Here is a 23,603-nt window from a genome sequence, read left to right on the forward strand (position 1 = left end):
GGCCGACGACCCCGCCCGCGCCGAGCACGATGACCTGCTCACCGGCGGCGAGCTCGCCGCGCCAGGTCAGCGCCATGTGCGCGGCGACGGCCGACAGCCCGAGCGCCGCCAGCCGCACGGGGTCGGCGCCGTCCGGCAGCTCGACGAGCGACGCCGCCGGGACGGCCGCGACCTCGGCCATGCTGCCGTCGCCCGGCGCCATCCCGGCCGGGGACGGGAACCAGACCGTCCGGCCCCCGGACGTCCCGACGCCCTGGACGCCCGGCACGTACGGTGTCGCGGGCGTCCCGAAGTAGGACGTCCCGCTCGCGCACAGCAGGTCGAGCGGCGTGATGGGCGCGGCGAGGACGTCCACCAGGACCTCGCCGTCCCCCGGCACGGGAGGCGTCCGGTCCGCCACGACGGGCGGGCGGCCGGGCTCCCTGATCTCCGCGGCGCGCATCGGCTCAGGTCGCGATGTCGGGGTAGGGGAGCGCGAAGTGCCCGAGCCGCCGCGCGTACTCCAGCTGGAAGCCGAGCGGCTCGGCGTGGTCGCGCTCGAACATCGCGATGAACAGCGTCAGCGTCAGGAACGGGTGCGCGCCCAGCTCGAACAGCTTCGGGTAGTCGTGCCCGGCGAGCGCCGCCCGCTCGTCGTCCTCGAACCGCAGCCAGGTGGACGACTCGCCGCCGTGGCAGTTGATGATGCGGTTGGCCTGCTCCTCCTCCCACCAGGCCACGGTCGCCTCCGGCTCCTCCCGGTAGCGCTCGACGAGGACGGGGTCGCGGTCGACGGTGTAGAGGAACTTGTTCAGCAGGTACTTGCTCACGCGTCCGCTCCGTTCGGATACCAGTTGACTTCGTCGCCTCCCCGCGGGGAGGGACTCCTACGGCTCGCGCTGTAGGGGTTTCTGCTTCGCGGCCGACCGCGGAAGGGAGGACCCCTGCCGTCTGACATCAGCTCCACAGACATCGCCGGAGGCGCCGCCTCCGGCTGCGACTCGACCAGCCGCAAGAATGTTCTTGGCCGCGTTGTGGTCCCGGTCATGCCGGGTGCGGCAGCCCGGACACGTCCAGCGCCGGGTCGACAGGCTCAACTCATCCAGCAGGTGGCCGCAGGCCGAGCAGGTCTTGGACGAGGGGTACCACCGGTCGATCACGACCAGGGTGCGCCCGGCACGCTCGGCTTTGTACTCCAACTGGCGGCGGAACTCTCCCCACCCGCAGTCGGAGATGGCACGGGCAAGGCTGCGGTTGCGCACCATGTTGGCGACCGCGAGGTCCTCGATCACGATCACGTCCGCCCGGCGGATGAGGTCGGTGCTGGTGCGGTGTAGGAAGTCTCGCCGGGCGTTCCGGACTTTGCGGCAGGCGCGGGCGACCTTCTCCTTGGCCTTGCGGCGGTTGACCGACCCGGGCTGCTTCCGGGCCATCCGCCGCTGGTACCGAGCCAGGTTCGCGGCCTTGCGCTCCAGATGCCGGGGGGGTTGGCGACACGGTCCCCGTCGCTGGTGACGGCGAAGTCCTTTACGCCCAGGTCGATGCCGATGGCGTGCCCGGCGGCGGGCAGGGCTTCGGGGGTGTCGATGTCGGCAGCGAAGGTCACGTACCAGCGGCCGTCCGGATCACGCGAGATCACCACCATGGTGGGGGTGAGGGTGGCCGGGTCCACATCGTCGAACGACCACACGAACTTAAGCGGCGCAGTGCTCTTGGCCATCCACAACTCGGCGTTCTTCATCCGAAAAGCCGAGCGGGTGTAATGCGCGGACTGGCGGGAGTGCCGCGACTTGAATCGCGGGTGGCGAGCGCGTCCGGCGTAGAAGTTGGCGAACGCGGCGTGCTGGTGCCGCAGTGCCTGCTGCAGAGGGACCGACGACACCTCGCTTAGGAACGCCAGCTCTTCGGTCTTCTTCCACATGGTCAGCGCGGCGTCGGTCTCCTTGTAGGAGGTGCGCTTGCCGTCGGTGCGGTAGGCGCGCCGGCGTTCGGCAAGTGTCTTGTTCCAGACCAGACGGACGCAGCCGAACGTGCGGCCGAACATGGCCGCCTGCTCAGGGTCGGGGTAGGCCCGGCACTTGTACGCCGTCCGCATGACCGGCACTTTACAAAAAAGCAAGATGCGTGTGGTGGATGCCGGAGTGGCATGTCGCTCGACTTCGTTCTCCGACTGTTTCGGCTGCACCAGGCGGCTCATGATGGAATGGGAGTTCATTTCGGGCCTGCTTCTGGGTACCAGGTGAAGTACGCCTCCATCGTGTGGAACAGGTCGTAGGTGTCGACGTAGTCGGCCTTCCGGCCCTCGCCCGCGACGCCCATCATCAGCATGAAGTCCATGAACCCGTGGGTGGCGTTGCCGGGGGCGTGCAGGCTGTCGAGGGTGACCTCCGCCAGGCAGCCCTCGATGTCGCCGGAGGAGATCCATTCGACGGCCTTCGCGTCGAACTCCGGGTCGGGGCCGTGCGGGCCGAACTGGCGCGGCCCGCCCAGTTCCAGGGACAGGTGCCCGGTGCCGATCACCGCGACGCGCCGATCCCCGGGCCACGACTCGACCAGCTCCCGGATGGTCCGCCCGAGCTGGACGAACCGCTTCGGCCGCGGCAGCGGCGGCGCGAAGATGTTGGTGTAGACGGGGACGATCGGCAGGTCGTTCTGCGGGCGCAGCGTGATGATCGGGCACGTGATCGAGTGGTCGATGCGCAGCTCGTTGGAGAACGCGAGGTCGAAGCCCGCGTCGATGCCCTCGCGCAGCAGGTAGGCCGACAGGTCCTCCTGGCCCTTCAGCAGCATGCGCGGCAGCCCGAACTCGCGTTCCTCGTTGTACCAGTTGGCGTCGTAGAACGGCGCCTTGCCGATGAGGAACTGCGGCATGTTGTCCAGCCACAGCTGGTGGAAGTGGTCGGAGCCGACCATCACCAGGACGTCCGGGCGGGCCTTGGTCAGCGTCGCGCGGAACGCCTCGACCTTGCGGACCCACTCGTCCGCGAAGTCCGGGCGGTCCTCGCCGGTCGCGGTGCTCGCGCGGTGGTAGAAGGGGTGGTGGGTCGAAGCGATCACAGCGACCAGTTCAGCCATGACGGTCCTCGGGGGTGTAGGGGTCGGGGGCGACGGACCGGTTGTTGAGGTCCACCGACAGGAAGATCTCGTTGCCGACGGGGCGGCGCAGCTCCTCGGCGAGCTGCCCGATGAGGCCGGCGGTGCGGGCGAGCAGCGCGAACCCGCGCAGCAGCTCCAGCGGCAGGCCGAGGTCGGCGAGCGCGGCGCCGCACACGCCGGCCCCGTTCAGCGGCAGCGTCCTGCCGAGCACCTCGGGGTGGACGCGGCCGATCGCGGCGAACAGCGACAGGTGCGGGCCGAACAGGCCCTCCTCGGTGGCGATCTGCATCAGCCGGGGAGTGCGGGGATCGCCGTCCTTGTGCACGTGGTGGCCGAGGCCGGGGACGAACCGCTTCGCCTCCCGCTCCACCTGGAGGGTCCGCAGCGCGAGCGCGTCCCACCCGGCGTCGTCGGACGGGAGGCCGCCCACCACCGAGGCCAGGACGCCGTGGAGGAAGCGGCCCGTGTCCTCGGTGACGCCGAGGAAGCGGGACCCGCCGCCCAGCAGCCCGGCGGCGAGCGCGCCCTGCACCGAGTCGGGCGCCGACAGGTACGTCAGCCGGGTGACGATCGCGGTCGGGGTGAAGCCGTGGTCGGCGAGCGCGGCGAGGACCGCCTCGAAGACCCGCGTCTCGCCGGGCGCGGGCCGCCGCTGCGCCGCCAGCCAGAACGCCAGCTCGCCGAACCCGACCTCGCCCATCACGTCCCGGGCGAGGTCGTGGCCGAGCAGCGTGATCGTCTCCCGGCTGGAGGCGCCCAGCGCCGTCGGGTACCCGGGTGCGTCAGCCACGGTCGTCGTCCCCCTCGGATCCGTTCGCGCCCTGCGGCTCTGACAGCCATTGACGCAGTTCGGCGCCGTGTTCGTCCAGGTCCGGCGGCGGGAGCCGGTAGGTCGCGGGCGTCCGGGAGAAGCGGATCGGGTGCCGGGTCGTCGGCACCGCGTGGTCGCCCTCGCCGACCACCACGACCGGGTCCAGCTCGAACCGCTCGGCCATCGCGAAGCCGCCGTCGATGGTGTTGATCGGCCCGCTCGGCACGCCCGCGTCCACCAGCAGCTCGAACCACTCGACCGCGCCGCGCCGCTTCAGCCGCTCCACCAGGATCGGGCGCAGCTCGGCGCGGTTGGCGGTCCGGTCGGCGTTGGTCGCGAAGCGCGGGTCGTCGGGGACCTCCGGGATGCCGAGCACGACGCAGAGCCGGCGGAACTGGCCGTCGTTCGCCGCCGTGACGATCAGGTCGTTGTCGGCGGTCGGCAGCGGCTCGTAGGGGAACACGCTCGGGTGCGCGTTGCCCATCCGGTACGGGACGGTGCCGCCGGCGACGTAGGCGGAGCTGTGGTTGACGAGCCCGGTCAGCGCCGACGACAGCAGGTTCACCTCGACGAGCTGGCCCTCGCCGGTCGCGTCCCGGTGCCGCAGCGCCGCGAGGATGCCGATCGCCGCGTGGTTGCCCGCCATCACGTCGAACACCGAGATGCCCGCCCGGTACGGCGGGCCGTCCGGGTCGCCGGTGAGGCTCATCAGCCCGGAGATCGCCTGCACCATCAGGTCGTAGCCGGGGACCTTCCGCCCGGCGCCCGACCCGAACCCGGTGATCGAGCCGTAGACGATGCCGGGGTTGGCGGCGCGGACCGCGGCGTAGTCGAGGCCGAAGCGGGCGAGGTCGCCGGGCTTGAAGTTCTCGATCAGGACGTCGGCGCGGCGGGCCAGCTCGCGGGCCGCGGCGGCGTCCTCCGGGGCGCGGAGGTTGAGCGCGATCGAGCGCTTGCCGCGGTTGACGCCGAGGTAGTAGGTCGCCGCGTCGCCGCGCGCGGGCGGCGTCCAGGTGCGGGTGTCGTCGCCGCCCGGCCCCTCGACCTTGATCACGTCCGCGCCGAGGTCGGCCAGCAGCATGGTGGCGTAGGGCCCCGCCAGGATCCGGGAGAAGTCCGCCACCAGCACCCCCGAGAGCGGCCCGCCGCGCGCGGTGTCGTCAGTCATCCGGCTCCCTTGCTCTCTCGCGTTCACGCCGTGCTCGTCCGTTCAACGGACAGTCGTCCGCCTCTTTGATTCTGGCATGCCCGCATCCGTAGCGGTCAAGTGGTTGACACTTTGACTAGCGGTGACGAGAGTGGCTCCCAGCAGGTGTGACCGTAGAGCGGACATCGGTCCGTGGCAGCTCCCGGCGGTCGGGCCCCAAGACGAGGAGAGCGATGATGAGCGAGTTCGAGCCGGGGCGCCCCCTGGTGCTGCGCGGCGGCACGGTGCTGCCGATGACCGACGGACGCGCGGTCCTGGACGGCGCCGACGTCCTCATCGAGGGCGACCGGATCACCGCGGTCGGCCCCGGCCTCCCGGTGCCGGACGGCACCGCCGAGATCGACGCGTCCGGCGGCGTCGTCATGCCCGGGATGATCGACACGCACCGGCACATGTGGCAGACCGCGATGCGCGGCTACGGCGCCGACTGGACGCTGACCCAGTACTTCGTCTGGTACTACCTGGAGCACGGCAAGCGGTTCCGGCCCGAGGACGTGCACGCCGGGAACCTGCTCGCGGCGATCGAGGCGATCGACGCCGGGGTCACCACGGTCGTCGACTGGTCGCACGGCCTGCAGACCCCCGGCCACGCCGACGCGGCCGTGGACGCGCTGCGCGCGGTCCCCGGGCGGTTCGTCCTCGCCTACGGCAACATCCAGGCGCCGCCCGCCGAGTGGACCGCGACGCCGGAGTTCCGCGACCTCGCGGGAAAGCTCGCCGGGGGTGACATGCTCGGCTTCCAGGTCGCGTTCGACGTGCTCGGCGACCCCTCGTTCCCGGAGCGGCCCGCCTTCGAGACCGCCCGCGACCTCGGCGTCCCCGTCACCACCCACGCCGGCGTCTGGGGCGCGACCAGCGACGAGGGCATCAAGCAGATGCACGACCACGGGTTCATGACGCCCGAGACGGTGTACGTGCACGCCGCGTCCCTGTCCGCGGACTCCTACCACCGCATCGCCGCCACCGGCGGCTCCATCTCGGTGTCGACGGAGAGCGAGCAGAGCGCCGGGCAGGGCTACCCGCCCACCTGGGCGCTGCGCTCGCACGGCATCCCGGTGTCGCTGTCGATGGACACGAGCGTGTGGTGGAGCGGCGACCTGTTCTCCGCGATGCGCGCGACGCTCGGCGCCGACCGCTCCCGCATGCACCTGGAGGCGCACGGCAACGGCGACACCGTCACCCACTGCAGCCTGCGCGCCGACCAGGTCGTGGACTGGGCCACCCGCGGCGGCGCCCGCACGCTGGGCCGCGCCGACCTCGGCAGTCTCGAACCCGGCAAGAAGGCCGACGTCGTCCTGATCAAGAACGACCACTCGCCGGTGTCGTTCCCCGTCCTCAACCCCTACGGGCACGTCGCGTTCCAGGCGCAGCGCGGGGACGTCCACACCGTCGTGGTGAACGGGCGCGTGGTCAAGCACGACCACCGGCTGGTGGGCGTCGACCTGGCCGCCGCGCGCCGCGAGGTCGAGGCGACGGTGGAGTACCTGCGCGGGTCGATGGGCGAGGAGGCGTGGGCGGCGGGCATGAACCCCGACGTCCCCGAGACCAAGATCCTCGACAACCCGTACACCTACACGGACTACCGCAGCGACGCCACCCGCACCCGGTGAGCCGCGCGCCCGCCGGAAGGGGCTCGACGTTCTCTTGGCGCTCCTTCAAAAAACTGTATAACTTCGCGGAGCACGGCTCCGAGCCGCCCGCGCCCCGCACGCCGGCCGCGAACCGAGGTGACCGATGGACCTGTTCGCCGCACCGACGACGCTCGCCGACCGGCGCGCGGACGGCTCGATCGTCCTGGAGTCCGCGCTCGCGCCCGTCCCCCCTGCCGCGAGCATGGTGCACCTCTTCCGGGACGCCGCCGCCGCGCGTCCCGGCCGGCTCCTCGTCGCCGACCGGGACCGCGGCGCGTGGCGGCGCGTCGGCTACGGCGAGGCGCGGCGGAAGGCCGACGGCCTCGCACAGGCACTGCTGGACCGGGGCGCGTCCGGCCGCCCCGTGATGATCCTGTCCGGCAACTCCGTCGAGCACGACGACGCGGACGCCTACGCGACCGCCCTGGACGCGGCCGGCGGGACGCCCCTCGCCGGCCGCGACGCCTTCCAGGCGGGGGCCGCCACCGAGCCGACCGGCGCGGTGGACGACCACTTCGCCCGCGTCGGCTCGTTTCGGACGCCGTCCTGACCGGGCATGACAGCGCCGGCGTCGGCGCGATGGTCTGGCTGGACCCGGCCAGGGCGGCGGCGTGCGCCGACGTCCGCGCGGCGCTGCACCGGCTGAACGCGGGCGCGACCGGGGCGTCCCGGCGGATCGTCCGGCTGCTCGTCCTGGACGACCCGGCCTCACTCGCCCACGGTGAGCTGACCGACAAGGGGTACGTCAACCAGCGTGCCGTGCTCGACCGCCGCGCCGACATGGTCGGCCTCCTGCACACCGACCCGGCCCCCGCGGAGGTGATCCTTCCCGGGGACCGATGAGTTCCGGGAGCGCGCCCGGTCGATACCGACATCGCCGAGTCGCGCCGCGCCCATGCCGGGGAGGGACCGGCGGGGGCGGCGCGACACAGGGGCCGCGCCGCCCGCGGAGCGTCAGGCCGCCGTGGAGTCCCGCCCGGACGCGAGACCGGGCGGGGCGGCCGCGAGCGCCTGCTGGATCGCCGCCACCAGCGCCAGCGCCGCCTCCTCGGTCAGCTCGACCGCGACGCGCGCCGACGGCCCGGCGCCCGGATTGGTGAAGTCGATGTTCACCGTGTGCTCGTGGCACGCGTGGTACGGGTGGTCGACGTAGACGGCGCCGTCGGTCAGCGTGAACCAGCCGGCCGCGCCCTTCGCCGCGCCGTCGAGCTCGACCTTGAAGGTCTGGTAGGTGCACATGGCGTCTCCTCTCAGGCGGTCGGGTGGTCAGGCGGCCAGGTGGCGGCCGAAGAACGCGAAGATCTTCTCCCAGCCGTCCTTGGCGGCGGCGGGCCGGAACGCGGGCCGCTCGACGGCGAAGAACGCGTGCCCGGCGCCCGGATAGGTGTGGAACTCGTGCTCCTTGCCCAGCTTGGTCAGCTCCGCGTCCAGCACGGCGACCTCGTCCGGCGGCGGGGCCTTGTCGTCCTCGCCGAACAGGCCGAGCAGCGGGCACGACAGGTCCGGCGCCTTCGACAGCAGCGGTGTCATCTTCAGCCCGGCGTCCGCCGGCGGCTCGCTGACGACGAACGCGCCGTAGCAGTCGACGGCGGCGTCGATGTCCAGCGAGCAGGCGGCGAGGAACGCCTGCCGCCCGCCGGAGCAGTGCCCGATCACGCCGATCCGCCCGTTGGCGTGCTCCAGCGAGTTCAGGTACGCGGCGGCGCCGGCGACGTCCCCGACGAGCTGCTCGTCCGGCACGCCGCCCTTCGCGCGGGCGGCGGCGGCCTGGTCGTCCGGGCTGACGCCGGCGCCCTCCCGCGAGTACAGGTTCGGGACGACCGCCGCGTACCCGTGCGCGGCGAACGTGCGGGCGAACTCCTTCGTCCCGGCGTCGTACCCGGGCAGGTGGTGGATCAGCACCACGCCGCCGCGCGGGGCGTCGTTCAGCGGACGCGCCAGGTACCCCTCCAGCTCGGCGCCGTCGTGCCCGCCGAAGGCGACGGTCCCGGCCCACATCGCATCGTTCATGACTGTCAGTGCTCCACTTTCATATCGGTCCGTGGACCGTGACAGTCTTCCCCATCCGGGGCGGTCCTCAGGCGTTCAACGTGCCGGCGCCGAGCAGCCCGAACAGCAGCAGCCCGATGACGATCCGGTAGACCACGAACGACGTGAAGCTGTGCCGCGCGACGAAGCGCAGCAGCCAGGCGATGGACGCGTAGGCGACGACGAACGACACCACCGTGCCGACGGCGAGCGGCAGCGCGTCCACCGACGTGCCGAGCGCGGACGGCAGCTCGTAGATGCCGGCGCCGGTCAGCGCGGGGATGCCGAGGAAGAACGACAGCCGGGTCGCGGCGACCCGGTCGAGGCCGAGCATCAGCCCGACCGACATCGTCGCGCCGGACCGGGAGAAGCCGGGGAACAGCATGGCGAGGATCTGCGCCGACCCGATCAGCATCGCGTCGGTGAACGAGGTGTCGTCCTCGCCGCGCTTGTGCCGGCCGAGCCGGTCGGCGAGCCACATCACGACGCTCCCGCCGAGCAGCGACCCGGCGACCACCCACAGCGAGGCGAGCGGCCCCTCGATGGCGTCCTTGGCGGCGACGCCGACGACCACCACCGGGATGGTGGCGAAGATGACCCACCAGCCGAACTTGTAGTCGTGGTGGTACCGCGCGTTCGGGTCGACGATGCCGCGGCCCCACGCCTTCACGATCCGGACGATGTCGGAGAAGAAGTACACCAGCACGGCCGCGATGGCGCCGACCTGGATGACGGCGGTGAAGCCGACGACCGCCTTGTCGTCCACCGGGATGCCCATCAGGCCCTCGGTGATCTTCAGGTGCCCGGTCGAGGACACCGGGAGGAACTCGGTCAGGCCCTCCACGATCCCGAGGACGATCGCCTGCCCGACATTGATGACGCTCAACGACGTTCCTCTCCAGCCCCGTCCCCGCTCCGGCCCTGCGGGATCCGCACCGAGGCTACGCCGGGCGCCGGGCGCGACCTGCGCTCAAGGAGATAACTTCACCCATCATTAACCGAAAGGTCAGGCGCCGGCCGCCGCGGACCGCGGGCGGCCTAGCCCCAGATCTCCTCGGCGGTCTCCGCGATGAGGCGCAGCTTCGCCGCCTGCTGCTCGGCGGTCAGCACGTTCCCCTCGACCGTGGAGGAGAAACCGCACTGCGGCGACAGGCAGATCTGCTCCAGCGGCACGAACCGCGCCGCCTCGTCGACGCGGCGCTTGAGGTCGTCCTTCGACTCCAGCTCCCCGCGCTTGGTGGTGACGAGCCCGAGCACGACCATCTTCCCCGGCGGGACGAACCGCAGCGGCTCGAACCCGCCCGACCTCGCGTCGTCGTACTCCAGGAAGAAGCCGTCCACGTCCAGTTCCCCGAACAGCGCCTCGGCGACGAAGTCGTAGCCGCCCTCGGCCGTCCAGGAGGAGCGGAAGTTGCCCCGGCACATGTGCGTGGTGACGTTCATCCCCTCGGGGCGCCCGGCCAGCGCGGCGTTGATCTGCCGGATGTAGCGCAGGTGCAGGTGCTCGGCGTCGTCGCCCCGCTCGCTGATCATGGCGCGCTGCGCCGGGTCGTTGAGGTAGGCGAGGCTGGTGTCGTCGAGCTGCAGGTACCGGCACCCGAGTTCGCCGAGCCGCCGCACCTGCTCGGCGTACGCGGCGGCGAGGTCGGACCAGAACTCCTCGACGTCGGGGTAGACCGCCGGGTCGATCGCGGCGGGCCCGCCCCGGTAGTGGACCATGTTCGGCGACGGGATCGTCAGCTTCGGCGTCACCCCGTCCCCGGCGGCGTCCCGCAGGAACGCGAAGTGGTCGGCGAAGATCGTCTCCTCCAGCCGGACCTTGCCGTGCACCCGCAGCGCCGCCGTGGTGAATTCGATGTCCCCGGCGTCGCCGTGGAACCGCACCTTGATCTTCTCGTCCGCCGGGCTGATCCCGCCGAGCCGGTAGATGAAGTCCATGTGCCACGACGTGCGGCGGAACTCCCCGTCGGTCGCCGACCGCAGCCCCGCCTCGCGCTGCATGGCGACCACGTCGCGGATGGCGGCGTCCTCGGCCGCGGCCAGCGCCGCGTCGTCGATGCGGCCGGCGGCGTGCTCGCCCCGGGCCGCCAGCAACTCCGGCGGACGCAGCAGGCTGCCGACGTGGTCGGCGCGGAACGGGGGCAGGGTGCGCAGAGACAAGACGGTGCTCCTTCCACGGGAAAGAACGTGGTCCTGCCCAATCTAGGCACGTCTGTAACGGCGATCAATGAATTGCCGAGAATACATCCCCACCTGCTCCGCATCACCACCGACGACGGTAGTCAGACAGTTCGCTGACGGGGTGCGCGAGGAAATGGGCTCCGCGTGGTGCGAGCCCTGCCGGTTCAGTCGTGAGCGGGGGGTTCGCGGCGCAGGAGGTAGGTGTCCATGATCCAGCCCTTGCGGGCGCGGGCCTCGGCGCGGGCGGTGCGGATCTCGTCGGCCACCTCGCGTACCGGGCCGGAGATGAGGATCTCGTCCGGCGTGCCGAGGTAGGCGCCCCAGTAGATGTGGAAGTCGTCGCCGGCGCCGGTGAAGGAGCAGTGCGCGTCGAGCATGACGAGGACGTCGTCGGCGGTGGCGCCCTCGGCGGCGAGGCGGCGGCCCGTCGTCAGGTGGACGGGGCGGCCCACCCGCGTCAGCCCGATCCGGTGCCGGGCGGTCAGCGCCGACACGCTGCTGATGCCGGGGATCACCTCGGTCTCGAACTCGGCGTCGACCTCCGCCAGCGCGGCGAGGGTGCTGTCGTAGATCCCGGGGTCGCCCCAGACGAGGAGCGCGCCGGTCTGCCCGTCGGCCAGCTCGTCCCGGACGAAGTCCTCGTAGATGCGGGCGCGGCGGGACCGCCAGTCCTCGACGGCGGCGGTGTAGGCGGGGCCGTCGGCGGTGCGGTCGCGCTCGGGGTCGCGGGCCTCGACGATCCGGTACGGGGTGCGGCCGTGCGCGGCGATGAGGTCGTGCCGCAGCCCGGCCAGGTCGTGTTTGGCCTCGCCCTTGCCGACGAGGAGGAACACGTCGGCGGCGGCGATGGCCTTGGCCGCCTGGAACGTCAGGTGGTCCGGGTCGCCCGCGCCGATGCCGATGATCAAAAGCCGCTTCACCTGGCCAATAGTGCCAGCTATAGACTTGTCGCCGCATTTCACCCGAGCGGCCGGGGGGCCAGTGGACCAGCGTGTGATCACCGTCGTGGGCGTCGGCGCCGACGGCTGGGACGGGCTCCCGGAGGTCTCGCGCGCGGCGCTGCGGGAGGCGGACGTCCTGCTCGGCGGCGCCCGGCAGCTCGGGCTCGTCCCGGACGGGGGCGCCGAGCGGGTCGCGTGGCCGTCTCCGCTGCTCCCGGCGCTTCCCGGGCTGGTCGAGCGGTACGCGGGACGCGCCGTCGCCGTGCTGGCGAGCGGCGACCCCATGTTCTACGGGATCGGCTCCACGCTCGCGGACCTGGTCGGCCCCGGACGGCTGCGGGTGCTGCCGCATCCGTCGTCGGCGTCGCTGGCGTGCGCCCGGCTCGGCTGGCCGCTGGACCGTACCGATGTCGTCAGCTTCGTCGGCCGCCCCGCCGAGACGCTGAACGCGCTCGTCGCGCCGGGCCGCCGCGTGCTCGTCCTCGGCGCCGGGCGGGAGGCGCCGATGGTCGTCGCGGCGCTGCTCACCGGCCGCGGCTTCGGCCCGAGCCGGATGACCGTCCTGTCCGACCTCGGCGGCGCGGACGAGGCGGCGGCGCACGGCGTCGCCTCCCAGTGGAGCGGCCCGGCCGCCTCCGCGCTCACCGTCGTCGCCGTCGAGTGCGTGCCCGGGCCGGACGCGGCGCCGCTGCCCCGCGTCGCGGGCCTGCCCGACGACGCCTACGAGCACGACGGGCAGATCACCAAGAGCGAGGTCCGGGCGGTGACGCTGGCGCGGCTCGCGCCGCTGCCGGGCGAGCTGCTGTGGGACGTCGGCGCCGGGTCGGGCAGCGTCGCGATCGAGTGGGCGCGGGCGCACCCGTCCTGCGCGGCCGTCGCGGTCGAGAGCCGTCCCGAGCGGGTGGAGCGGATCGGCCGCAACGCCAAGGCCCTCGGCGTGCCGGGCGTCCGCGTCGTGGAGGGCCGCGCCCCGGAGGCCCTCGACGGCCTCCCGCGACCGGACGCGGTGTTCATCGGCGGCGGCCTCACCACCCCCGGCCTGCTGGACCGCTGCTGGGACGCGCTCCAGCCCGGCGGCCGCCTCGTCGCCAACGCCGTCACCCTCGAATCGGAGGTGAAGGTGGCCGAGTACCGCCGCACCCACGGCGGGGAGCTGGTCCGCCTCGGCGTGGAGCGCGCCGCGCCGCTCGGCGGGTTCACCGGCTGGCGCCCCGCGATGCCCGTCACCGTCTGGACGGCCCGGAAGGACACCCTGTGACCGTGTACTTCGTCGGCGCCGGCCCCGGCGCCGCCGACCTCATCACCGTGCGCGGCCTGCGGGTGCTGGAGTCGGCGCTGGTGTGCCTGTACGCGGGGTCGCTGGTGCCGCGCGAGCTGCTGGACGCGTGCCCGCCCGGCGCCCGCCGCGTCGACACCGCGAACCTGACCCTCGACGAGATCACCGCCGAGCTGACCGCCGCGCACCGCGCCGGCCTGGACGTCGCCCGGCTGCACTCCGGCGACCCGTCGGTGTTCAGCGCGGTCGCCGAGCAGATGCGGCGGCTCGACGCGGCGGGCGTGCCGTACGAGGTCGTCCCCGGCGTCCCGGCGTTCGCGGCGGCGGCGGCCTCGCTCGGGCGGGAGCTGACCGTCCCCGGCGTCGGGCAGACCGTCATCCTGACCCGCACCGCCGTGCGCGCCACCCCGATGCCGCCCGGCGAGGACCTCGCGACCCTCGGCGCGAGCGGCGCCACGATGGTGCTGCACCTCGCCGTCCAGCGCATCGACGAGGTCGCGGCCGAGCTGCGGCCGCACTACGGCGCGGACTGCCCGGTCGCGGTCGTCGCCCGCGCCAGCCGCGCGGACGAGCTGGTGCTGCGCGGCACCCTCGCCGACATCGCGGGGCTGGTCCGGGAGGCCGGGGTGAAGCGCACCGCCGTGATCGTGGTCGGCCGGGTGCTGACCGCGTCGGCGTTCCCCGACAGCCACCTCTACAGCGCGGGCCGGGACCGGGCGTGCGGCGCGTCCTGATCCTCGGCGGCACCGCCGAGGCCCGCGCCCTCGCCGCCGCGCTGGCGGACGCGCGCCCGGACGTCCGTGTCGTGTCGTCCCTCGCCGGGCGCGTCACCGACCCGCGCCTGCCGGTGGGGGAGGTGCACGTCGGCGGGTTCGGCGGCGCCGAAGGGCTCGCCGCCTGGCTCCGCGACCACCGGACCGACCGCCTCGTGGACGCCACGCACCCGTTCGCGGAGCGGATGAGCGCCTCCGCCGCGCGGGCGTCCCGGCTGACCGGCGTGCCGCTGCTCGCGCTGCGCCGCCCCGGCTGGACGGAAGGGGACGGCGACGACTGGCACCGCGTCCCGTCCCTGCCGGCCGCCGCCGAGGCCCTGCCCGCAGGAGCCCGCGCGTTCCTCACCACGGGCCGCCGCAGCATCCCGGTGTTCGCCGCCCGCGCCGACGCGTGGTTCCTCGCCCGGTCGGTGGACCCGCCGGAGCCGCCCGTCCCGTCCAACGTGGAGGTCCTGCTCGCGCGCGGCCCCTACACCGTGGACGGCGAGCGCGCGCTGATCGGCGCCCACCGCCTGACCGTGCTGGTCACCAAGGACAGCGGCGGCGCCATGACCCGCGCGAAGCTCACCGCCGCCCGAGACGCGGGCATCCCGGTCGTCATGGTCGACCGGCCGCCGCCCCCCGAAGGCGTCCGGACGACCCACGACGTGGCGGCGGCCGCCGCCTGGGCTCAGGGGTAGCGGCGCGGCGTGTAGACCACGCCCTTGTCGGTGACCCGCGTGGTGGACGACCCCACGATGACCAGGCAGCGCATGTCGACCCGCTCCGGGTCGAGCTTGCCGAGCGTCGTCACCGCCACGCTCTCCTCGGGGCCGCCGACGTCGCGTCCGATCACCACCGGCGTCTCGGGGGAGCGGTGCTCCAGCAGCAGGTCCCGCGCCGCCGGGAGCTGGTGCCTGCGCCGACTGGACGACGGGTTGTAGAGCGCCACGACCAGGTCGGCCGCGGCCGCCGCGGACAGCCGCCGCGCGATCGCGTCCCACGGTTTGAGGATGTCCGACAGCGACAGCACGCAGAAGTCGTGGCCGAGCGGCGCGCCCGCCCGCGCCGCGACGGCCTGCGCCGCCGTCAGCCCCGGCACGACCTGCACCGGCACGTCCGCGAACGCGTCGTCGGCCGCCGCCTCCAGCACCGCCGCCGCCATCGCGAACACGCCCGGGTCGCCGGACGAGACGACGGCGACGCGCGCCCCGTCCCGCGCGAGCGCCAGCGCGTGCCGGGCCCGGTCGGCCTCCACCCGGTTCCCGGACGCGTGCCGCCGCTGCCGCGGGTTCGGCGGCACCCGGTCCAGGTAGGGGCCGTAGCCGACGAGGTCGGTCGCGGACGCGAGTACGTCCTGCGCCTCCGGGGTGAGCCAGGCCCGTCCCGCCGGGCCGAGCCCGACCACCCACACCCCGCCGGGGCCCTCCGGCCGGGCCGGGGGCGGCGCCTCGAACGACCGCTCCGCCGGGCTCGTCAGCAGGGCGAGCGACATGTACGGGACGTCCGCCGGGTCGACCTCGGCGAGCGGCGCGACCCGCTGCCGGCCGGTGGACGCCCGCTCGACGTACCAGGCGTCGCCGAGCCGGCCCGCGTCCTCGAAAGCCTGCCTGACCTTGGGGAACGTCCGGCCGAGCTTGAGCACGGCCGCCGCGTCCGCCGCGCGCAGCCGCTCGGCCAGCTCGTCGCCGGGCAGCGTCCCCGGCAGGACGGTCAGCGTCTCCTCCCGCTCCGCCAGCGGACGCCCGGCCGCCGCCGACGCCGCGCTCACCGACGTCACGCCGGGCACCACCTCGGCCGGGTAGTGCGGAGCGAGCCGCTTGTGCAGGTGCATGTAGGACCCGTAGAACAGCGGGTCGCCCTCGCTCAGCACCACGACCGTCCGGCCCGCGTCGAGGTGCGCGGCGAGGCGGGCGGCGCAGTCGGCGTAGAAGTCGTCGAGCGCGCCCTGGTAGCCGCCCGGATGGGCGGTCGTCTCCGTCGTCACCGGGTAGACGAGCTGCTCCTCGATCCGGCCGTCCCGCAGGTAGGGTTCGGCCGCCGACCGGGCGATGCTGCGGCCGTGCCGCGCGCAGTGGAAGGCGACCACGTCCGCCTCGCCGATCAGCCGCGCCGCCTTCACCGTGACCAGCTCCGGATCGCCGGGGCCGACGCCCACGCCGAACAGCCGTCCCGCCATCACTCCGCCTCACTGGCGATGGCGTTGACCGCCGCCGCCGTCATCGCGCTGCCGCCGCGCCGCCCGCGCACCACCAGGTGGTCGAGCCCGCTCGCGGCGAGCGCCTCCTTCGACTCGGCCGCGCCGATGAACCCGACCGGGATCCCGAGCACCGCCGCCGGACGCCCCGCGCCCGCCGCCACCAGCTCCAGCAGCCGGAACAGCGCGGTCGGCGCGTTGCCGATCGCCACGACCGACCCCTCCAGCCGGTCCAGCCACAGGTCGAGCGCCGCCGCGCTGCGCGTGGTGCCGAGCCGCTCCGCCAGCGCGGGCACCTCCGGCTCGCCCAGCGCGCACACCACGTCGTTGCCCGCCGGCAGCCGCGCGCGCGTGATACCGGACGCGACCATCCGCGCGTCGCACAGGACCGGCGCGCCGTCGAGCAGCGCCGCCCGCGCCCGCGCCACCACCCCCGGCGACCAGCCCAGATCCCGGACGAGGTCGGTCATCCCGCAGGCGTGGATCATCCGCACCGCGACCCGCGCGACGTCGTCCGGCAGGCCCGACAGGTCGGCCTCCGCGCGGATCGTCGCGAAGGACCGCCGGTAGATCTCGGCGCCGTCCCGGACGTACTCCATCACCGCTGCTCCTCAAGCATGTTCAGCACGACTCAGCCGTTCTCAGCCGACTCGGCCGTTCTCAACACGACGGGACCGCGGGGCGTCCCGCAGTGCCGCTCGCATCCCGTCCAGTGGACGGGCGTCTCGGGTGCGCGCTCCAGCCCGGCGACCCACCGCCGCGCCGCGCCCAGCACATCGCCGCGCGACTTCGCGCAGCCGGGGCTCCCGGTGCAGGCCGTGACGCCGACCCACGGCGACGCGGCGTCGACCGCGAAACCCGCCTCAGCCAGCACCGCCGCGACCTCTCCGGCCTCGCCGGAGGCCAGGTCCCGCAGCACGGCGCTCCGCCACGGCGTGATCCGCACGCTGCCGGAGACCCCGGCGAGCGCCTCGGCCTGCGCGCCCGACATCCGCCCGAGCGGCGGCACGACCTCCAGCGCGACGAGCCCGTCCCGCTGCCGGACGACCCCGGCGTGCGGCGGCCGGGGCTCAGGAGGCGCGCCGGGCTCTTCCGCGCTCGCGCCGAGCCGCCCGGCGATGAGCCGCGCGCCGTCCGGCACCTCCGCCACCCGCCACGCGTCCCCCCGGACGTCGAGGAATCCCTCCGCAGCCGCGACCAGCAGCGCGACCGCGTCACCGGCCGGAAGGGAGACCCGCGTCCCGGCGATGTGGAGGCCGTCCGGCGCGTAGGTCAGGTCGGCGTCCAGGCCGGCGGCGTCGCCGGTGCCGTCGTCCAGCGCGAACAGGAAGCGGCCCGGCAGACCGGCCAGCCGCGGGTTCGCGCACAGCGCCCGGTCGAGGGCCGTGACCAGCGGATCCGTCACCAGCACACCGCGCGGGCCGCGCCCGCCGAGCGGGGACGCGACGATGTTGCGCACCCGCTCGTGGGACGGCGACGGCAGCAGCCCCGCCGCCTCCAGGCGCGCCGCGAGCGCCGCCGGATCGCGGACGCCGCGCAGCTGCGCGTTGCCGCGCGAGGTGAGTTCGATCACGTCGCGGCCCAGCTCGCGGGCGGCGGCGCCGAGCACTCCGAGCTGCGCGGACGACACCGCGCCGCCCGGCACCCGGACGCGCGCCAGCGATCCGTCGGCGGCGTCGTGGGTGCGCAGCGCACCGGGGCACGCGTCGGCGTGCGGTCTGGCAATCGGCACGGGGAGGATGTTAACCACACTTTGCGGGCGGGCCGCGCTGCCGTACTCTTCTCCCCAGGCGATGGCAATGGGAGGAAGCCGGTGTGAATCCGGCGCGGTCCCGCCACTGTGACCGGGGAGCGAACCCCGCTTGAGGCCACTGTCCGCACGGACGGGAAGGCCGGGGCGAGCATCGATCCGGGAGCCAGGAGACTCCTGCCGTCGCGACACCCGCTACCGGGGCGAGGACCCCAGGGGAGGAACGGCCGTGTCCGCTGGCACCGTGCTGCTGCTGTCGACGTCCGACACCGATCTGCTGAGCGCCCGCGCGTCCGGCGCCGACTACCGCCTCGGCAATCCCGCCCGGCTCACCGCCGCCGACCTGCCCGGCCTGACCGAGGGCGCCGACCTCGTCGTGGTCCGGCTGCTCGGCGGCCGGCGCGCCTGGGAGGACGGGCTCGACGCGCTGCTCGCCGGCCCCCGCCCGGTCGTCGTCCTCGGCGGCGAGCAGGCCCCCGACGCCGAGCTGATGGAGCTGTCCCGGCTCAGCGGCGGGGTCGCCGGCGGCGTGTGCGCCGAAGCCCACGCCTACCTCGCGCACGGCGGGCCCGCCAACCTCGCCGAGCTGCACGCGTTCCTCACCGACACCCTGCTGCTGACCGGGCGCGGGTTCGCGCCCGCGGCCGCCACGCCGACGTGGGGACGGCTCGAACGCGAGCCCCGCACCACCGAGGGCCCCGTCGTCGGCGTGCTCTACTACCGCGCCCACCACATGGCCGGGAACACCGCGTTCGCCGAGGCGCTGTGCGCGGCCGTCGAGGACGCGGGCGGGCAGGCCATGCCCGTCTTCTGCTCGTCCCTGCGCACCGCCGAACCCGAGCTGCTCGACACCCTCCGCCGGGCGGACGTGCTGGTCGTGACCGTCCTCGCGGCGGGCGGGTCCAAGCCCGCGACCGCCGGGGCCGGCGGCGACGACGAGGCGTGGGACGTCGGCGCCCTCGCCGCGCTCGACGTCCCGATCCTGCAGGGCCTGTGCCTCACCACGAGCCGCGCCGACTGGGAGGCGAGCGACGACGGGCTGTCCCCGCTGGACGCCGCGTCGCAGGTCGCGATCCCCGAGTTCGACGGCCGCATCATCACCGTCCCGTTCTCGTTCAAGGAGATCGACGAGGACGGCCTCACCGTCTACCGGGCCGACCCGGAGCGGGCCGCGCGCGTCGCCGGGATCGCCGTCCGGCACGGCCGCCTGCGGCACACCCCGCCCCCCGAGCGCCGCGTCGCCGTGATGCTGTCGGCGTACCCGACCAAGCACTCGCGCGTCGGGAACGCCGTCGGGCTCGACACCCCGGCGAGCACCGTCCGGCTGCTGGCCCGCCTCCGCGACGCGGGCCACGACCTCGGCGAGGGCTTCCCCGGCGTCGGCGACTCCGCGGACGGCTCCGCCGGCGACCTGGACGGCGACGCGCTGATCCACGCGCTCATCGCCGCCGGCGGCCAGGACGAGGACTGGCTCACCGAGGAGCAGCTCGCGGGCAACCCGGTCCGCATCTCCGCCGCGTCCTACGAGCGCTGGTACCGGACGCTCCCCGAGGAGCTGCGCGGCGAGATGGAGCTGCACTGGGGGCCGCCGCCCGGGCAGCTGTTCGTCCAGGACGGCGACATCGTCCTCGCCGCGCTCCGCGCCGGGAACGTCGTCGTCATGGTGCAGCCGCCGCGCGGCTTCGGGCAGAACCCCATCGCGATCTACCACGACCCCGACCTGCCGCCCAGCCACCACTACCTGGCCGCCTACCGGTGGCTGTCGGACGAGTTCGGCGCGCACGCGATCGTCCACGTCGGCAAGCACGGCAACCTGGAATGGCTGCCGGGCAAGGCGGCGGGCATGTCGGCGTCGTGCGGCACCGACGCCGCGCTCGGCGACGTCCCGCTGATCTACCCGTTCCTCGTCAACGACCCGGGGGAGGGGACGCAGGCCAAGCGCCGCGCGCACGCCGTCCTCGTCGACCACCTGGTCCCGCCGATGGCCCGCGCCGAGACCTACGGCGACATCGCCCGCCTCGAACAGCTGCTGGACGAGCACGCGACGATCGCCGCGATGGACCCGGCGAAGCTGCCCGCGATCCGCGCCCAGATCTGGACGCTGATCCAGGCCGCGAAGCTCGACCACGACCTCGGCCTGGACGACCGCCCGCACGACACCGAGTTCGACGACTTCCTCCTGCACGTGGACGGCTGGCTGTGCGAGGTGAAGGACGCGCAGATCCGCGACGGCCTCCACGTCCTCGGGCAGGCCCCGCGGGGCGCGGCCCGCGTCGACCTGGTGCTGGCGATGCTGCGCGCCCGGCAGATGTGGTCGGGACGGGAGACGCTGCCCGGCCTGCGCGAGGCGCTCGGCCTGACCGAGGACGGCACCGAGGCCCTCACCGCCGTCGACGCCGCCGAGACCGCCGCCCGCGGCCTCGTCCAGGCCATGGAGGACGCCGGCTGGGCCGTGGACGCGGTCGCCGAAGCCGCCCGGCAGATCCCCGAGGAGCGCCGCGAACTCGTGGCCCGCGTGCTGGAGTTCGCCGCCGCCGAGATCGTCCCCCGGCTGGCCCGCACGTCCGACGAGCTCGACCACGTCCTGCACGCGCTGGACGGCGGCTACATCCCGGCCGGGCCGAGCGGGTCGCCGCTGCGCGGCCTCGTCAACGTCCTGCCGACCGGCCGCAACTTCTACTCGGTGGACCCGCGCGCCGTCCCGAGCCGCCTCGCCTGGGAGACCGGGCAGGCGATGGCCGACTCCCTCCTGGACCGCTACCGCGCCGACCACGGCGAATGGCCCCGCTCCGTCGGCCTGTCGGTGTGGGGGACGAGCGCGATGCGCACCGCCGGGGACGACGTCGCCGAGGTGCTCGCGCTGCTCGGCGTCCGCCCCGCCTGGGACGAGGCGTCCCGCCGCGTCACCGCCCTGGAGCCGATCCCCCTCGCCGAGCTGGGACGGCCCCGCATCGACGTGACCGTCCGCATCAGCGGCTTCTTCCGGGACGCGTTCCCGCACGTCGTCGCCATGCTGGACGACGCCGTCCGGCTCGTCGCGGGCCTCGACGAGCCCGACTCCGCCAACCACGTCCGCGCCCACGTCCGGGCCGACCGGGAGGAGCACGGCGACGAGCGGCGCGCCGCCCGCCGCATCTTCGGGTCGCCGCCCGGCGCGTACGGGGCGGGGCTGCTGCCGCTCATCGACAGCCGCAACTGGCGCGACGACGCCGACCTCGCCGAGGTGTACGCGGTGTGGGGCGGCCACGCCTACGGCCGCGACCTCGACGGCGTGCCCGCCCGCGACGACATGGAGAGCGCCTACCGCCGTATCGCGGTCGCCGCCAAGAACGTCGACACCCGCGAGCACGACATCGCCGACTCCGACGACTACTTCCAGTACCACGGCGGCATGATCGCCACGGTCCGGGCGCTGACCGGGAAGGCGCCGGAAGCCTACGTCGGCGACAGCACCCGCCCTGACGCCGTCCGCACCCGCACCCTCTCGGAGGAGACCGCCCGCGTCTTCCGGGCCCGCGTCGTGAACCCGCAGTGGCTCGCCGCGATGCGCCGCCACGGCTACAAGGGCGCGTTCGAGCTGGCCGCGACCGTCGACTACCTGTTCGGCTACGACGCCACCACCGGCGTCATGGCCGACTGGATGTACGACCGGCTCACCGCCGCCTACGTCCTCGACGACGAGAACCGCGAGTTCATGGAGAAGTCGAACCCGTGGGCGCTGCACGGCATCGCCGAGCGGCTGCTGGAGGCGGCCGAGCGCGGCATGTGGGAGCACCCCGACCCGGAGGTCCTCCAGGGCCTCCAGGAGGTCTACCTCAAGACCGAGGGCGACCTGGAGGACGACACGAGCCGCTGAGCCGCCTCCGGGCACCCGGCCCAGTGCAGGTGCAGGTAGGACGCGGTGATCCGGTCGCCGCCGAAGCCGTCCGCGCCGGTCCCGCCGCCGTCCCGCCAGCGGAACAGCGGCTCGCCGCCGCCGGTCAGGACCGTCCGGTGGAACTCGTGGCCGTGGAACCGCTCGCCAGGACGGGTCAGCAGCGAGGACCCGACGGCGACTGCCTCCCGGTAGCCGAGCGTGAGCCGCGGCGTCATCCGCGCCCGCCCCGGCACGAGCCCGCACATCGCCTGACCGTCGAGTTCCTCGCAGAGATAGAGGAGCCCCGCGCATTCGGCGGCGACCGGTCCGCCGAACGCCGCCACGGACGCCAGCATCGGCGCGTTGGCGGCCAGCTCCGCGGCGTGCACCTCGGGGAACCCGCCGCCGATGACGAGCGCGGCCGTCCCGTCCGGCAGCGCCGCGTCCCGCAGCGGGTCGAACACCGCCACGTCCGCGCCCGCCGCCCGCAGCAGCTCCACATGCTCCCCATAAGAGAAGGTGAACGCCGGCCCGCCCGCCACCGCCACCACCGGACGCCCCGCCACCGGCTCGACCTCCACGGCCGGGTCCCACACCGGCCCCGGCAGCGGGGGAGCGGTGCCCGCGAGCCGCACCAGCGCCTCCACATCGCACGACCGCTCGACCAGCGCGCCGAGCCGCTCCACCGCCCGCACCGCCGCCGCCCCGCGCTCCGCCGCCGGGATCAGCCCGAGATGCCGGGACGGGTTCACGACGGCGTCGTCCCGCCGGATCGCGCCGAGCACCGGCACGCCCGCCGACTCCAGCGCGCCCCGGCACAGCTCCTCGTGCCGGTCCGACCCGACCCGGTTGAGGACGACGCCGGCGACCCGCACCCCCGGCTCGAACGTCGCGAAGCCGTGCACCAGCGCCGCCACCGACCGGCTCTGCCGCGCCGCGTCCACGACCAGCACCACCGGCGCCGCGAGCAGCTCCGCGACATGCGCCGTGGACGCGAACCCCGTGTCGCCGCGCCCGTCGAACAGGCCCATGACCCCCTCGACCACGGCCACGTCGCAGCCGGCCGCGCCGTGCCGGAACAGCGGCGCCACCCGCTCCTCGCCCACCAGCCACGGATCGAGGTTGCGGCCCGGCCGCCCCGCCGCCAGCGCGTGGTAGCCGGGGTCGATGTAGTCGGGCCCCACCTTGTGCGGCGACACCGCGAGCCCCCGCGCCCGCAGCGCCGCCATGAGCCCCGTCGCGACCGTCGTCTTCCCGCTCCCCGACGACGGCGCCGCGACCACCAGCCGCGGGATCACCACTCGATGCCCCGCTGCCCCTTCTGCCCGGCGTCCATCGGATGCCGGACCTTCCCCATCTCCGTCACCAGGTCGGCGGCCCCGACCAGCGCGTCCGGCGCGTCCCGCCCGGTGACGACGACATGCTGGACGCCCGGCCGGGCGGTGAGCGTCTCCACCACGTCGTCCACGTCCAGCCAGCCCCACTTGAGCGGGTAGGTGAATTCGTCGAGCACATAGAAACGGTACGTCTCCGCGGCGAGGTCCCGCTTGATCTGCGCCCAGCCCTCCCGCGCGTCGGCCGCGTGGTCCTCCTCGCTGCCGGGCCGCTGGATCCACGACCAGCCCTCGCCCATCTTGTGCCACGCGACCGGCCCGCCCTCGCCGCTGTCGCCGAGCACCCGCAGCGCGCGCTCCTCCCCGATGCGCCACTTCGCCGACTTCACGAACTGGAACACCCCGACCGGCCAGCCCTGGTTCCACGCCCGCAGCGCCATCCCGAACGCCGCCGTCGACTTCCCCTTCCCCGGCCCGGTGTGGACGATCAGCAGCGGCCGGTTGCGGCGCTGCCGGGTGGTGAGTCCGTCGTCGGGGACGGACACGGGCTTCCCCTGGGGCATC

21 protein-coding genes, 2 pseudogenes and 1 riboswitch are annotated in these 23,603 nt (G+C 74.3%); of the genes and pseudogenes, 7 read left to right on the forward strand and 16 right to left on the reverse strand.

What is annotated here, in order from left to right:
* From AB0K34_RS28255 to AB0K34_RS28280, 6 genes and pseudogenes are all read right to left on the reverse strand, one after another.
* Nucleotides 1-442, reverse strand: a pseudogene (locus AB0K34_RS28255) (zinc-binding alcohol dehydrogenase family protein); the annotation flags it as partial.
* A 4-nt stretch (nt 443-446) separates the two neighbouring features.
* The gene (locus AB0K34_RS28260; protein ID WP_301176092.1) at nt 447-809 is read right to left on the reverse strand and encodes a hypothetical protein; all 363 of its coding nucleotides are present in this window, start codon (nt 807-809) and stop codon (nt 447-449) included.
* Nucleotides 810-866: 57 nt separating this feature from the next.
* Nucleotides 867-2,074: pseudogene (locus AB0K34_RS28265) on the reverse strand (RNA-guided endonuclease TnpB family protein).
* 116 nt (nt 2,075-2,190) lie between these two features.
* Nucleotides 2,191-3,054: an extradiol ring-cleavage dioxygenase gene (locus AB0K34_RS28270; RefSeq protein ID WP_301176091.1), complete on the reverse strand. Its 864-nt coding sequence runs from the start codon at nt 3,052-3,054 to the stop codon at nt 2,191-2,193.
* The gene (locus AB0K34_RS28275) at nt 3,047-3,865 is read right to left on the reverse strand and encodes a citryl-CoA lyase (protein WP_364551972.1); all 819 of its coding nucleotides are present in this window, start codon (nt 3,863-3,865) and stop codon (nt 3,047-3,049) included. Before AB0K34_RS28275 ends, AB0K34_RS28270 begins: the two co-directional genes overlap by 8 nt.
* A complete protein-coding gene (locus AB0K34_RS28280) occupies nt 3,858-5,054 on the reverse strand; it encodes a CoA transferase (RefSeq protein ID WP_301176089.1) in 1,197 nt (398 codons plus the stop codon). Before AB0K34_RS28280 ends, AB0K34_RS28275 begins: the two co-directional genes overlap by 8 nt.
* Nucleotides 5,055-5,269: 215 nt before the next feature.
* Between AB0K34_RS28280 and AB0K34_RS28285 the strand changes: the two genes are divergently transcribed.
* The 3 genes from AB0K34_RS28285 (at nt 5,270) to AB0K34_RS28295 (ending at nt 7,567) form a co-directional block, all read left to right on the forward strand.
* Nucleotides 5,270-6,703, forward strand: coding sequence for an amidohydrolase family protein (locus AB0K34_RS28285; RefSeq protein ID WP_301176088.1), 1,434 nt, complete (start codon nt 5,270-5,272; stop codon nt 6,701-6,703).
* A 124-nt stretch (nt 6,704-6,827) separates the two neighbouring features.
* On the forward strand, nt 6,828-7,274 hold the full coding sequence (locus AB0K34_RS28290; protein WP_138635262.1) for a hypothetical protein: 447 nt from the start codon (nt 6,828-6,830) through the stop codon (nt 7,272-7,274).
* 29 nt (nt 7,275-7,303) lie between these two features.
* On the forward strand, nt 7,304-7,567 hold the full coding sequence (locus AB0K34_RS28295; protein WP_138635263.1) for a hypothetical protein: 264 nt from the start codon (nt 7,304-7,306) through the stop codon (nt 7,565-7,567).
* A gap of 111 nt (nt 7,568-7,678) precedes the next feature.
* Here AB0K34_RS28295 and AB0K34_RS28300 read toward each other — a convergent pair whose 3' ends face one another.
* From AB0K34_RS28300 to cobF, 5 genes are all read right to left on the reverse strand, one after another.
* The gene (locus AB0K34_RS28300; protein WP_138635264.1) at nt 7,679-7,963 is read right to left on the reverse strand and encodes a DUF6295 family protein; all 285 of its coding nucleotides are present in this window, start codon (nt 7,961-7,963) and stop codon (nt 7,679-7,681) included.
* Nucleotides 7,964-7,990: 27 nt separating this feature from the next.
* Complete coding sequence (locus AB0K34_RS28305; RefSeq protein ID WP_138635265.1) at nt 7,991-8,734, reverse strand: dienelactone hydrolase family protein; 744 nt, start codon at nt 8,732-8,734, stop codon at nt 7,991-7,993.
* Nucleotides 8,735-8,801: 67 nt separating this feature from the next.
* The gene (locus AB0K34_RS28310) at nt 8,802-9,638 is read right to left on the reverse strand and encodes an undecaprenyl-diphosphate phosphatase (protein ID WP_138635266.1); all 837 of its coding nucleotides are present in this window, start codon (nt 9,636-9,638) and stop codon (nt 8,802-8,804) included.
* 152 nt (nt 9,639-9,790) lie between these two features.
* Nucleotides 9,791-10,912: a 5-methyltetrahydropteroyltriglutamate--homocysteine S-methyltransferase gene (locus AB0K34_RS28315; RefSeq protein ID WP_301176087.1), complete on the reverse strand. Its 1,122-nt coding sequence runs from the start codon at nt 10,910-10,912 to the stop codon at nt 9,791-9,793.
* A gap of 185 nt (nt 10,913-11,097) precedes the next feature.
* Complete coding sequence (cobF, locus tag AB0K34_RS28320; protein WP_301176086.1) at nt 11,098-11,853, reverse strand: precorrin-6A synthase (deacetylating); 756 nt, start codon at nt 11,851-11,853, stop codon at nt 11,098-11,100.
* Between the two features lie 73 nt (nt 11,854-11,926).
* Here cobF and cbiE point away from each other — a divergent pair, with 73 nt between their 5' ends.
* Genes cbiE through AB0K34_RS28335 form a run of 3 tightly spaced genes read left to right on the forward strand, consistent with a single transcriptional unit; the run spans nt 11,927 to nt 14,603 of the window.
* Nucleotides 11,927-13,132 carry a precorrin-6y C5,15-methyltransferase (decarboxylating) subunit CbiE gene (cbiE, locus tag AB0K34_RS28325; protein ID WP_301176085.1) on the forward strand — a complete coding sequence of 402 codons (1,206 nt, stop codon included), beginning with the start codon at nt 11,927-11,929 and terminating at the stop codon, nt 13,130-13,132.
* On the forward strand, nt 13,129-13,884 hold the full coding sequence (cobM, locus tag AB0K34_RS28330) for a precorrin-4 C(11)-methyltransferase (RefSeq protein ID WP_301176084.1): 756 nt from the start codon (nt 13,129-13,131) through the stop codon (nt 13,882-13,884). The genes cbiE and cobM overlap by 4 nt, the downstream gene beginning before the upstream one ends.
* A complete protein-coding gene (locus AB0K34_RS28335) occupies nt 13,869-14,603 on the forward strand; it encodes a cobalt-precorrin-6A reductase (RefSeq protein WP_301176083.1) in 735 nt (244 codons plus the stop codon). Before cobM ends, AB0K34_RS28335 begins: the two co-directional genes overlap by 16 nt.
* Here the strand turns inward: AB0K34_RS28335 and AB0K34_RS28340 are convergent.
* From AB0K34_RS28340 to AB0K34_RS28350, 3 genes are read right to left on the reverse strand one after another with little or no spacing between them, the layout of a single operon-like run.
* The gene (locus tag AB0K34_RS28340; protein ID WP_138635272.1) at nt 14,594-16,081 is read right to left on the reverse strand and encodes a precorrin-2 C(20)-methyltransferase; all 1,488 of its coding nucleotides are present in this window, start codon (nt 16,079-16,081) and stop codon (nt 14,594-14,596) included. The genes AB0K34_RS28335 and AB0K34_RS28340 overlap by 10 nt on opposite strands.
* Nucleotides 16,081-16,701, reverse strand: coding sequence for a precorrin-8X methylmutase (locus tag AB0K34_RS28345; RefSeq protein ID WP_205719125.1), 621 nt, complete (start codon nt 16,699-16,701; stop codon nt 16,081-16,083). The genes AB0K34_RS28340 and AB0K34_RS28345 overlap by 1 nt, the downstream gene beginning before the upstream one ends.
* Before the next feature lie 29 nt (nt 16,702-16,730).
* On the reverse strand, nt 16,731-17,831 hold the full coding sequence (locus tag AB0K34_RS28350; protein WP_138635274.1) for a precorrin-3B synthase: 1,101 nt from the start codon (nt 17,829-17,831) through the stop codon (nt 16,731-16,733).
* Between the two features lie 71 nt (nt 17,832-17,902).
* Nucleotides 17,903-18,026, forward strand: a riboswitch (cobalamin riboswitch).
* A 52-nt stretch (nt 18,027-18,078) separates the two neighbouring features.
* Here AB0K34_RS28350 and cobN point away from each other — a divergent pair.
* Nucleotides 18,079-21,705: a cobaltochelatase subunit CobN gene (gene cobN, locus AB0K34_RS28355; protein ID WP_364551981.1), complete on the forward strand. Its 3,627-nt coding sequence runs from the start codon at nt 18,079-18,081 to the stop codon at nt 21,703-21,705.
* On the opposite strand, the gene AB0K34_RS28360 is transcribed toward cobN, so the two are convergent.
* Nucleotides 21,660-23,003 carry a cobyrinate a,c-diamide synthase gene (locus tag AB0K34_RS28360; protein WP_301176082.1) on the reverse strand — a complete coding sequence of 448 codons (1,344 nt, stop codon included), beginning with the start codon at nt 23,001-23,003 and terminating at the stop codon, nt 21,660-21,662. The genes cobN and AB0K34_RS28360 overlap by 46 nt on opposite strands.
* Nucleotides 23,000-23,602 (reverse strand): cob(I)yrinic acid a,c-diamide adenosyltransferase, encoded by a 603-nt coding sequence (gene cobO, locus AB0K34_RS28365; RefSeq protein ID WP_301176081.1) that lies wholly within the window; start codon nt 23,600-23,602, stop codon nt 23,000-23,002. Before cobO ends, AB0K34_RS28360 begins: the two co-directional genes overlap by 4 nt.
* Between the last annotated feature and the right edge of the window lies 1 nt (nt 23,603).

It is taken from the genome of Actinomadura sp. NPDC049382, from assembly GCF_040677125.1.
Lineage (GTDB): Bacteria > Actinomycetota > Actinomycetes > Streptosporangiales > Streptosporangiaceae > Spirillospora > Spirillospora geliboluensis.

Bases quoted from the DNA above. Each gene is read 5' to 3' on its own strand.
- AB0K34_RS28300 (WP_138635264.1), bottom strand. From the start codon at position 7,963: ATGTGCACCTACCAGACCTTCAAGGTCGAGCTCGACGGCGCGGCGAAG.
- AB0K34_RS28295 (WP_138635263.1), top strand. From the start codon at position 7,304: ATGGTCTGGCTGGACCCGGCCAGGGCGGCGGCGTGCGCCGACGTCCGC.
- AB0K34_RS28280 (WP_301176089.1), bottom strand. From the start codon at position 5,054: ATGACTGACGACACCGCGCGCGGCGGGCCGCTCTCGGGGGTGCTGGTG.
- AB0K34_RS28290 (WP_138635262.1), top strand. From the start codon at position 6,828: ATGGACCTGTTCGCCGCACCGACGACGCTCGCCGACCGGCGCGCGGAC.
- cobO (WP_301176081.1), bottom strand. From the start codon at position 23,602: ATGCCCCAGGGGAAGCCCGTGTCCGTCCCCGACGACGGACTCACCACC.
- AB0K34_RS28340 (WP_138635272.1), bottom strand. From the start codon at position 16,081: ATGGCGGGACGGCTGTTCGGCGTGGGCGTCGGCCCCGGCGATCCGGAG.
- AB0K34_RS28270 (WP_301176091.1), bottom strand. From the start codon at position 3,054: ATGGCTGAACTGGTCGCTGTGATCGCTTCGACCCACCACCCCTTCTAC.
- AB0K34_RS28285 (WP_301176088.1), top strand. From the start codon at position 5,270: ATGAGCGAGTTCGAGCCGGGGCGCCCCCTGGTGCTGCGCGGCGGCACG.
- AB0K34_RS28305 (WP_138635265.1), bottom strand. From the start codon at position 8,734: ATGAACGATGCGATGTGGGCCGGGACCGTCGCCTTCGGCGGGCACGAC.